8 protein-coding genes are annotated in these 11,206 nt (G+C 71.5%); all 8 read right to left on the bottom strand.

Annotated elements, in window-relative coordinates; translation table 11 throughout:
* Positions 1 to 188: 188 nt before the first annotated feature.
* Positions 189 to 761, bottom strand: coding sequence for a QueT transporter family protein (locus tag FDZ70_02430; GenBank protein TLM80047.1), 573 nt, complete (start codon positions 759 to 761; stop codon positions 189 to 191).
* A gap of 146 nt (positions 762 to 907) precedes the next feature.
* A complete protein-coding gene (locus FDZ70_02425) occupies positions 908 to 3,082 on the bottom strand; it encodes an HD domain-containing protein (protein TLM80046.1) in 2,175 nt (724 codons plus the stop codon).
* Positions 3,083 to 3,171: 89 nt separating this feature from the next.
* Positions 3,172 to 4,626 (bottom strand): HAMP domain-containing histidine kinase, encoded by a 1,455-nt coding sequence (locus FDZ70_02420; protein TLM80045.1) that lies wholly within the window; start codon positions 4,624 to 4,626, stop codon positions 3,172 to 3,174.
* Positions 4,627 to 5,433, bottom strand: a complete 807-nt coding sequence (locus tag FDZ70_02415; protein ID TLM80044.1) for a response regulator transcription factor — start codon at positions 5,431 to 5,433, stop codon at positions 4,627 to 4,629.
* Positions 5,349 to 6,380, bottom strand: a complete 1,032-nt coding sequence (locus FDZ70_02410; protein TLM80043.1) for an aspartate-semialdehyde dehydrogenase — start codon at positions 6,378 to 6,380, stop codon at positions 5,349 to 5,351. Before FDZ70_02410 ends, FDZ70_02415 begins: the two co-directional genes overlap by 85 nt.
* A gap of 2 nt (positions 6,381 to 6,382) precedes the next feature.
* Positions 6,383 to 7,636 carry an aspartate kinase gene (locus FDZ70_02405; protein ID TLM80042.1) on the bottom strand — a complete coding sequence of 418 codons (1,254 nt, stop codon included), beginning with the start codon at positions 7,634 to 7,636 and terminating at the stop codon, positions 6,383 to 6,385.
* 1 nt (position 7,637) lies between these two features.
* Positions 7,638 to 10,145 carry an HD domain-containing protein gene (locus FDZ70_02400; GenBank protein ID TLM80041.1) on the bottom strand — a complete coding sequence of 836 codons (2,508 nt, stop codon included), beginning with the start codon at positions 10,143 to 10,145 and terminating at the stop codon, positions 7,638 to 7,640.
* Between the two features lie 203 nt (positions 10,146 to 10,348).
* On the bottom strand, positions 10,349 to 11,206 hold an 858-nt coding region (locus FDZ70_02395; protein TLM80040.1), incomplete at its 5' end, for a pyruvate ferredoxin oxidoreductase.

Raw genomic sequence — 11,206 nt, 5'->3', positions numbered from 1 at the left:
GTCCACAGGAGCGCCTCGGTCACGGCCGCCCGCTCAGTCCGGCGCCAGCGACACGCGGTCCCGGCCGTGCCCCTTGGCGTGGTAGAGCGCCCGGTCCGCCGCCTCGACGAGCGCGACGCCGGGGATCTCGCGCTGACGGGCGCCGTCACCGGCCAAACGGACCGCGAGCTGCCGCCCGCCCTGCGGGCTCACCGCTCCGCCCCCGCGACCCCGAGCATCGCCGCGAGCGGGGTGCGCTTCACCGCAGCGAGCAGCGGCCAGCCGATGCCGTAGACGACCGCGACCTGGCCGAGCCCGACGGTGAGCACGCCCCACAGGTAGAAGTCGAGCCATGTGCCGCGCAAGACGCCCGGCAGCGGCAGGGCGGACTCCGGCGGGATCCCCGCGGCGGCGAGCATCGCCGGCAGGTATGCGGGGACGATCAGCGCGTTGAAGAGCACGGGCCCGGCCAGCGCCAAGGGCACCGTGCGACGGAAGCGCCAGCTCCAGGCCGCGCCGAGCAGCGACCCGAGCGAGCCGAACACGACGTCCATCCAGCCCATCGGATTCGAGAGGTTCCACAGGTTCGCCAGCACCGAGCCGATCCAAAGACCGGGCACGGCGGCCGGCGTGAGGCACGCGACGACCGTGAGCGCTTCGCTGACCCGGAACTGCACCGGACCCCACGCCAGCACAGAGAGCGTCGTCAGCGCGAACAGGGTGAGCCCTGCGTACAGCGCGGCGATCACACCTGCTTGAGCGACGAACCTTGTCGAGCGCACGACCCCTCCGGAAGAGCCCCTCGGGCACGATACGGCGTGCGTGGATTCTAGCACGGCGGGCCGGGCCGCCGTGGCAGCGCACAGGTGTCGGACGAGCAGCGCGGAGTGCAGACAGACCGCACGGCGCCACGCCGCCGCACTCGGCGTCAGGCCGGCAGCCAGCCCCGGCGCGCAGTCTCGGAGAGCATGCCGGTGAGACCCGCAGCGGCGTGCCTGTGCAGGACCGCCAGCATCGCGTCCACCACCGCGGGATCGAACTGCGTGCCGGCGCCCGCCTTCAGCTCGACTTCGGCCTCGGCGCGCGACAGGCAGCGCCGGTAGGGGATCGCCACGGTCATGCAGTCGTAGGCGTCCGCCACCGCGAGGATACGAGCGAGCAGCGGGGACTGGTCGCCGACGAGCCGCATCGGGTAGCCCTGCCCGTCCCACCGCTCGTGATGGTGCAGGATGATCGGAGCGATCGCGTTCAGGAAGTCGACCTGCTCGACCAGGGTGGCACCGAGCTGCGCGTGCGCGCGCGCGCGGGCCATCTCGTCATCGGTGAGCTTGGAGGGTTTGAGCAGGATCTCCTCGGAGACGCCGACCTTGCCGATGTCGTGCAGCAGTCCGGCGAAGCGCAGCAGCTCGACATCGGCCGCGCGCAGTCCCATCTGCTCGCCGATGGCCATCGCGTAGTCCATGACCCGCGCCGAGTGGCCCGAGTCGCGGCGCTCGCCCGCGTCGAGCGCGGCGGAGAGCGCGGCGATCGTGCGCGCGTAGTCGTCGCGCAGACGCTCGAAGAGCGTGGCGCGGTCGAACGCCGGCGCGACCTGCGAGGCAAGGCGCCAGACGAGCCGCTCGGACGCCGCGTCGAACGCGCGCGGGCGGCTCGACGCCGCGAACAAGTAGCCCACGCCGACGTCCCGGACGGTCAGCGGCACCGAGAGCACGGTCCACTCGACGGTCGCCGCGTCGTCGGCGGTCACCTCGCCGAGGTGCGTCACCATCGTCACGTCGCGGACCTCGGCCAGCCGGAGGCCGCAGGCGTCATCGAACACCGCATCGAGGTCCCCTTGCGTCACGGCGGCCCGCACGACCACGGAGGCACGGTCGCTCGCGTGCCCGGTGAGCACCACGCCGCCGATCTCGAAGTCGAGGCCCTTCTCCAGCACGCTCGAGGCCACGCTGACGAGCTCGTCCACGCCCAGGTCGCGCTGCAGGATCTGCGAGAACTCGTTGATGTGGTGCAGCTCGGCAAGGTCGCGCTGCGTCTCCGCGCGACGCGTCGCGAGCGCGACGCCCTCCGCCGCGATGCCCGCGTAGTCCGAGAGCGCCGCGATGTCCGCGGCGTCGAAGACGCGCTCGGGGTCGGAGTAGCCGAGAGCGATGACCCCGGCGACCGCGTCATCGCGCCGCAGCGGCGCGCACACTGACACCGCAGACCCGAGGACCGCGTCCTCCGAACCCGCAACCGCTACGATGGGCCGGCCTGAACCGGCGACCCGTCCGGGGCCGGCATCGCCGACGCGCCAGGTCGACCCGACCGCGAGGTCCGACCCCTCGCCGCGCACCGCGACAATCTCGAGCAGGTCGGTGCCGGGCCGCAGGATCATCAACACGCCGTCGTCAGCGTCGAAGATCGACATGGCGCGGTCCAGCAGGCGTCCGTGCAGCTCGGAGGCGGGCAGGCCTGCGTCCGCAAGCATCCGCCCGGTACCGAGCATCTCCTCGAGCCGGCGGATGCGCTCACGGGTGGTGACGCCGGCGCGTGCGGCCTCGACGATCGCCGCCGCGTGGGCGGCGACCATGCCGGCGAAGCGCTCGGCGCTCGCATTGCTGTAGACGGGCAGGTCCCGCAGGAGCGTGCGAGCGCCGGTCTGAGAGACCCCGCGCGCCAGCAGGAGCTCGAACAGGCGGCGGCGCTCACGGGTCGAGGTCACGAACCCCTGGATCATCACGTACGCCTCGAGACGGCCGTGGACGACGACCGGCGCGAAGAAGCACGGCATCGTGGCGCGGCAGAACGCGCGGGTCACACGGCGACGGTGGAGCGCGGGACGCTCGTCGAAGCAGTCGGCGTAGACGTGCTCGACGGGCTCGCCGATCGCCGCTTCGCAGTGCGGGCCGTGCGGGCCGTCGAACAGCAGCCGCTCGCCGGTGCGGTCGACGACCAGGACCGAGATCCCGAGGGTGTCGCGCAGCCCTTCCACCCAGACGCGGAAGGCTTCGCGCCCGAAGGCCTCGCGCATGTCGAAGCGCCTGTCCCCCATGGGGTCCCTCCGAAGAGACGCGGTCCATCCGTTGTATCGGCGCGCGCACACGGCGACTTGACAGCCGACCATCACGTCACAGAGTAGCGGCGGGGCGCTGTGAGGGCTGTGACGGATATCACAGGACGCCGGAGCGCGTGACGAACGGCGGGGTGCGTCCGTCAGCCGGGGGTCTTGGGCAGCCTCACGACGAACGTCGTCCCCACGTCGACCACGCTGCTGACCTCGATCGCGCCGCCCATCGCCTCCACGATGCGCTTCGCGATCGCGAGACCGAGCCCGAACCCGCCGGTCTCCTGCGAGCGCGACGAGTCGGAACGGTAGAAGCGGTCGAAGATGTAGGGCACGTCCTCCTCGGCGATACCGGGCCCCGAGTCGCTCACCTCGATGACCACCTGCTCCCGCCGGCGGCGCGTGGCCACGCTCACCTGTCCGCCCGAGGGCGTGTACTTGGCGGCGTTGTCCACGAGGATCGCGACGACCTCCTCGATGCGGTCCGGGTCGCCGACCATCGGCAGCTGGCCCTCCACGGGGCCGATGAACTCGAGCTGCTTGCCGAGGTGGCGCGTCGCGGAGTCCGCCAGCACCTCCCGGCACCTCGCGTTCAGGTCGAACCTCACCGCGCGCAGCTCGATCTCGCGCTCGCCACGGATGAGCGAGAGCAGCTCTGCAGTGAGCCGCGCCATGCGCCGCGACTCGCGGTCGATCGCGCGGATCGCCTCGTCGCGAAGCTCGGGGTCCTCGCCGCCCCACACCCGCAGGATGTTCACGTACCCGCGGATGCCCGCGACCGGCGTCGCGAGCTCGTGGGACGCGTCCGCGACGAACCGCGTCTGCGCGTCCGCGCGCCGGCGCAGCCGCATGAGCAGCTCGTTGATCGAGCGCGCGAGGTCGCCGATCTCGTTGTCGCCGTGCACCGGCAGCTGGACGTCGAGGTCGCCTGCGTGCACCTGCTCCGCCGCCCGCGTGAGTCCGACGACCAGCGCGAGCACCCACCGGACGCCGAACTGCATGACCGCGATCGACACGACCGCCGCGAGCGCGGCGAGCGCGAGCATCTCGGGTTGCACCTCGTCGACGACCGCCTCCTCGCGGATCGGCAGGTAGACGACATCGAGGACACCCTCGTGCGCCGCGTCGAGCGTGACGGGGACGTGGACCACGGCCGCGCCGAGGTCCGCTGACCCGAGCATGCCGGAGAACAGACCGCCACGCACGACGCTCGCGGTGCGCCCGTCCGTGCGCGCGGCCGCGGCGGCCCGCTCCGAGGCGAGCTCCGGCAGCACCGCTCGCGGGTCGCTCCACCACACGGCGGTCCCCGCGGAGTCGTACAGTGCCAGCTCGGCGCCGAAGAACGCCTCGGCGGCCCGGGCGCGGTCGAGCGTCGCGCCGACCGCATCATCGCTGAGCGCGCCGTCCGACGGTGACGCCGACCGGAGCGCATCGGCCACGTACAGCGCCGCAGGGGTCGCCGCCCGGAGCGCCTGGGTCTCCGCCGACCGCATCATCGCCCCCGTGACGCTCAGGTACGCGACGACGAGCACGGCGCCGACGAGCGCCAGCGAGAACGCGGTCGAGAGCAGGAAGAGCCTCAGCCTGAGCGACGAGCGCCGCATCTAGCCCCCGGCGAAGAAGTACCCGACTCCCCGGATGGTCTGGATGATCGAGTTGTCGCGGTCGTCGATCTTGCCGCGAAGGTGGCAGACGAACACCTCGATCACGTTGCTGTCCGTGGAATGCTGGCCGCCCCAGACCGCTTGGAGGATCTCGTCGCGGGAGATGACGCGCCCGGCGTTCGAGACGAGATAGAGCAGCAGGTCGAACTCCTTGGCCGTGAGCTCGATGGGCGCTTCGCCCACCGTGGCGCGCCGCTTCACCGAATCGATGGTGACGCCCGAGGCCGAGAAGACCGTCTTCTCGCGGTCCTTCTCGGTGCGCTTGAGCAACGCGCGTACCCTCGACAGCAGTTCGGGGATCTCGAACGGCTTGCGCATGTAGTCGTCCGCGCCCGCCTCGAACCCGGCCACCACGTCGTGGGTCTCCGAACGGGCGGTGAGCATGAGGATCGGCACTTCCGGCGCCGCGGCGCGCATGTGCCGGGCGACGTCGAGTCCGTCCATGCCCGGCAGCATGAGGTCGAGCACCACGAGGTCCGGACGCTTCTCGTCGAACAGGGCGACCGCGTCCTTGCCGTCAGCGGTGTGCCGCACGCCGAAGCCGGCGTGCTTGAGCTCGAGTTCGACGAAGCGTGCGATCGTCGAGTCGTCCTCGACGACCAGGATCTCGGCCTCCGCCAACGCGACCAGCCCCCCTCGCCCGGGATGCTTCCTTAACGAGCCTATCCTACCGCCGGAAGCAGCGCCTCGGCTATCTGCACCGCATTGAGCGCCGCGCCCTTCCGGAGCTGGTCGGCGACGATCCACATGCCGAGCCCGTGCGGGACGGTGGGATCGACGCGCAGCCGGCCCACGTAGCAGTCGTCGGTGCCCTCCAGGAGCGCCGGCATCGGGTAGCGCTTCTCGTCCGGCTCGTCGACGAGGGACACGCCGTCCGCGGCACCGAGCGCCTCACGCGCGGCCTCGAGGGAGACCGGCGCCGCGAACTCGACCGCGAGCGCCTCGGAGTGGCAGCGCAGCACCGGGACGCGCACGCAGGTCGCGAACACGTCGAGGGCAGGCGCGTGCAGGATCTTCTTCGTCTCGACGACCATCTTCCACTCCTCCTTGGTGGACAGGTCGTCCAAGAAGACATCGATCTGCGGGATGCAGTTGAACGCGATGCGGTGCGCGAACTGCTCGGGTACGACGTCACGTCCGGCGAGGAAGTCGCCGGTCTGCTCGTACAGCTCGTCCATGGCCGCCTGTCCCGCGCCCGACGCCGCCTGGTAGGTGGACACGACGACGCGCTCGATCGGCGCGAGCCCGGCGAGCACGCCGAGAACGACGACCATCTGGATGGTCGAGCAGTTCGGGTTCGCGATGACGCCCGAGTGCCACAGGGCGTCCTCGGCGTTGACCTCGGGAACCACGAGCGGGACGTCCTCGTCCATGCGGAACGCCGAGGAGTTGTCGATCATCACGCAGCCCGCCGAGGTGACCGCCTCGCGGAACTGCTTGCTGATGGCGGCTCCGGCCGAGAACAGTGCGATGTCGACGCCGGCGAACGAGTCCGCCGTCAACTCGGAGACGGTCAGCTCGCCCCCGGCGAACGGCAGCCGCCTGCCCGCCGAACGCGAGGAGGCCAGCGCGCGCACCTCCGCGGCGGGGAAGCCGCGCTGGTCGAGCACGTTCAGCATCTCGATCCCCACCGCGCCGGTCGCGCCCGCAACGGCCACCACGGGACGCTCGGGCATCGGCTTGCCCCAGGCCATCGTCACTCCCCTTCGACTTCGCCGGCGCCCGCCGCCCCGGCGGCGCCGCTCAACTCGAATGCCTCGTGCAAGGCGCGTACCGCGCGCTCCACCTCGTCGGCCGCGACGACCGCGGTGATGCGGATCGTCGAGGTCGAGATCATGCCGATGTTGACGCCGGCATCCGCCAGCGTCCGGAACATGCGCGCCGCGACGCCGGGGTGCGTCTTCATGCCCGCGCCGACGAGCGAGACCTTCGCGATGCCCTCGTCGACGCTCCAGTCCCGCGCTCCGAGATCGCCGACCGCGAGTTCCGCGGCACGCTTCGCCCGGGCGAGGTCGGTCTTGGGCACGGTGAACGAGATGTCCGTCGTGCCCTGCTCGGACACGTTCTGGATGATCATGTCGACGTTCACGTTCGCCTCGGCCATCCGCTCGAAGACGTCGGCCGCCACACCGGGGCGGTCCGGGACGTCTCGGATGGTCACCTTGGCCTCCGAGGTGTCGTGGGCGACGCCTGAGATGACGGCCTGTTCCATGGTCTCGTCGGCCTCCTTGACGATGGTTCCGGGCTGCTCGTTGAAGGACGAGCGGCAGTGCACCACCACGCCGTGGTTGCGCGCGAACTCCACCGCGCGCAGGTTGAGCACGCCGGCGCCCGATGCTGCGAGCTCGAGCATCTCCTCGTAGCTGATCGTGTCGATCTTGCGCGCGGCCGGCACGATGCGCGGGTCCGCGGTGAACACGCCGTCCACGTCCGTGAAGATCTCGCAGACGTCGGCGCCGATGCCGGCGGCCACCGCGACCGCGGTCGTGTCCGACCCGCCGCGGCCGAGCGTGGTGATGTGCCCGTCGGCGGTCATGCCCTGGAAGCCGGCGACGATCACGATGCGGCCTGCGTCGAGCTCATCGCGCACGCAGTCGGCGCGGACCTCGCGGATCTTGGCCTTCGTGTGCCCGGTGTCGGTGATGATGCCGACCTGTGGTCCCGTGAACGAGATCGCCTCGGCCCCTTGCGCGTGGATCGCCATCGCGAGCAGTGCGATCGACACCTGCTCGCCCGTCGCGAGCAGCATGTCCATCTCGCGGTCGGGCGGGTCCGGCGTGATCTGCGCGGCGAGCTCGACGAGCTCGTCGGTGACATCGCCCATGGCCGACACGACCGCGACCACGTCGTCGCCCGCAGCGCGGCGCGCGACGAGCCTGCGTGCGACGGCTGCGATGCGCTCGGGCGAGCCCACCGAGGTCCCCCCGAACTTGGCGACCACGACCGCCACGCTAGACCACCCTCAGGTCCATGCGCGCCGCGGTGGAGCGCATCCGGTCGGACAGGCCCGAGAGCGCCTCGGCGTAGAAGTGGTCGACGAGGCTGTGCCCGCTCGTCCCCTCCATCGCGAGCATGAGCCGCTTGAGGGCGTGGCGCATCGCCTCGAGCTCGCGCTCCGGCTCGTCGCCGTACTCGAACGCGATCACGAGGTGCCCGCCGGCGACGCGGAACGGCAGGTCCCCCGGCTCGAAGTACGCGTTCATCTCAGCCTCGAGGTTCGCCGCGAGCCGCGGCCCGCCGAGGCGCCGGTAGGAGTCGAGCATGCCGTCGGCGATGCCGACGAACACCGCGCGCGCCTCCTCCGGCATGAGGTCCGCGGAAGGCTCGGCCGGCTGCTCGTGGCCCGGCCCGAGCCGCTCGAGGCCGGCCACGAACGCGTCGACTATGCGGGGGTCGAACTGCGTGCCCGCGCAACGCCGCAGCTCAGCGACCGCCTCGTCCCGGCTGCGGCCTCGGCGGTACGGCCGGTCGGACGTCATCGCCTCGTACGCGTCCGCGACGCCGAGCACTCTCGCGAGCAGCGGGATCTCCTCGCCCTTGAGGCCGGCCGGGTAGCCCCGCCCGTCCCAGTGCTCGTGGTGGTGCCGTACGACCGGCGCGATGGGCCAGGGGAACGCCACCGGGCGCAGGATGTTGGCGCCGATGAGCGGGTGGTGCCGCATCTGCCCCATCTCCGCGTCCGTGAGCCGCCCGGGCTTGAGCAGGATCTCCTCGCGAACGCCGATCTTGCCGATGTCGTGCAGGTATGCGGCCATCTCCAGCGCGGTCATCTGCTCGGGCGACAGGCCGAGGACCGAGCCGGTCGCCACCGAGTAGGCCGCCACGCCGTCCGAGTGGCCGCGCGTGTACGTGTCCTTCGCGTCGACCGCGGCGGCGAGCGCACGGACCGTGGCGAGGTAGGCGTCCTGGAGCGACACGAACAGCTCGATGTTGCCGATCGCGATCGCGACGTGGTTCGCGACGGTCGACAGGAGCCGCACGTCATCGGCACTGAACCGGAACGACGCGTCCCGCGTGCCGACCGTGATCGCGCCGATGACGCCCTCGTTCGTGGAGAGCGGCACCGACAGCGCCGCGCTCGCGCCGGTGACGGTGTCGACCTGCGACGCCGCGTGCGCGTCCCCCGACGGGTTGAAGATGAGCGGCCGGCCCTCACGGGCCACCCACTCGGCCATCGAGCTGCGCACCGCCCGGTCGTCGGGCTCGAGCTGCCCGCCGCCCGTCACGATCCGCACCGCGAGCGAGCCGTCGTTCCGGTCCCGCAGGCTGATGTAGCCGGTCTCGACCTCGAAGATCCGCAGCGCGGAGTCGAGCACGCCGCGCAGCAGCTCGTCCAGGTCCAGCGTGGCGCCGAGCGAGCGGCTGATCTCGTAGAGGGTCGCAAGCTCGAGCACCTTCCTGGTGAGGCTCTCGGTCCGGTCGCGCAGAGAGTCGGTCATCGAGTTGAACGACTCCGCGAGCGCATGGATCTCGTTCGCGCCGCCGATGCGCACCTTCGTCGTGAAGTCGCCGTCCGCGATGCGGCGCGCGCCCTCGGAGAGCGTGAGCAGCGGGGTCGAGACGCTGCGCGCGATCCATGCGCCGAGGCCCCACAGCAGCAGCACCGCGAAGATCGACAGGAGCGCGATGAGCCTGATGGTCGCGACCCGGGTCGCATCGATCACGTCGGTCCGCATGAGCGTGACGAGGTAGCGCCGGCTCGCGACCGGGTCGCTCGGCAGTGTGACCTGCGACGATCGCACGTGGTACGCGCCCGAGGTGGACTCCAGCGACCCGAGCCCGACCTCGCCCGCGGCCGCGGCGGCGAGCGCTTGTGAGACCGGCGGCGCCGGAGCCTCGAACGCGGCCTCGGACACCGCGTCGCCCGGCTCGTTGGCCATCGCCACGAGACGACCGTCGTCGTCGTACAGCGCGAACGACCCGGCGGAACCCCGCGTGCGCTCGCCCAGCAGTTCGCTGTCCAACAGGCGCACCACGCACAGCGTGTACGTGCCTGCGGTCGATCTCAGGACGCGCGCCGCCGCAATCGTGTCGCGGTCCCCGATCCGCACGAACGTGGCCGACGGCTCGGGGGTCGTCGTCGCATCGAAGAACGCTCCCAGCGGCCGGTCCCCGGCCGCGACCGCCGGCGCGGCGCCCGTCGCGGCGACGACGCTGCCGTCCCGGTCCAGCAGCAAGACGGAGTCGGCGCGGATCGCGCGGTTCATCTCGGTGAGCACGCTCGCCGCGGCAGCCTCGTCGCTTCGGCCCAGCCAGTCCTCGAGACGCGGATCCTGCGACATGAGCCGGACCGATTCCCGCAGGTCACGGGAGGCTTCGGTGAGGCGTGCCCGCGTCGACAGGTCGATCGCCTCGGCGCGTGACGCGACCCACTGGTCGGTGAGCCCGGACATGAGCGCGACGGCCACGAGCGTCGCCGCGATGCCGACCACGCACGCCACGCCGACCAGCGGGAGCACCACCTGCGTGTGCAGGTGTCTCCCGGCGCTGAAGAGCCATCTTCTCGAGGACAGGCCGTCCAGTGTGTGCCCCTCTTCGATCGGACCCGCGGGCGCGCGCGAACCGGCGCGACCGCCGAATGAACATTCTACCAGCGTGCGAGCGCGAAGGGCCCGAGGCGAAGCGTGCCCCGGGCCCTCGTCGTGCGTGCGGTCGCGCCTGCCTACGCGGACGCGCTCGCGGCGCACCGGGACTGGACGTAGTCCCAGTAGCGGTCGACCTCGGCCTTGACGGCCTCGAGCAGCTCCTCGTTGCCGGGCGCGAACAGGTGCTTGAAGCGGCCCTGCGGCTGCAGGAACTCCTCGAGCGGCTTGCGGTTGTTGACCTTGACGGTCTGGCGCCACACGCCGTTCTCGACCTCGAACATCGGCCAGTAGCCGGTCTGCACGGCGAGGCGGGCCAAGGCGATCGTGTCCTTGGGCTGGGTGCGCCAGCCGCGGGGGCACGGCGAGAAGACGAGCAGGAACGCCGCGCCATCCACGGCGAACGCCTTCTCGGCCTTGTCGGTGAGGTCCTTCCAGTGGCTGATCGAACTCTGCGCCGCGTACGGCACGCCGTGGTCCGCGATGATGCTCGCGAGGTCCTTGCGGCGCTGCGCTTTGCCCTGCTGGACCTTGCCGACCTCGGCGGTCGTCGCCCACGCGCCGAGCGGGGTGGCCGACGAGCGCTGGATGCCGGTGTTCATGTACGCGCCGTTGTCGTAGCACACGTACACCATGTCGTGCCCGCGCTCCATGGCGCCCGAGAGCGCCTGGATGCCGATGTCGTACGTGCCGCCGTCGCCACCGAACGCGACGAACTTGACCTTCTTGTCGGCCGGGATCCTGCCGGCGCGCTGCAGGCTCTTGAACGCGGCTTCGACGCCGGAGATGGTCGCGGAGGAGTTCTCGAACGCGTTGTGGATGAACGGGGTCTTCCACGACGAGTACGGGTAGATGGTCGTAGACACCTCGAGGCAGCCGGTCGCGCAGCCCGCGACGACCGGGTCCTCGCCGGCTGCGGTGCGTCGGTCGCGGTGCGC

The sequence above is a fragment of the Actinomycetota bacterium genome, from assembly GCA_005774595.1.
Classification (GTDB): Bacteria; Actinomycetota; Coriobacteriia; order Anaerosomatales; family D1FN1-002; genus D1FN1-002.
This window is presented reverse-complemented; position numbering and strand designations above follow the sequence as displayed.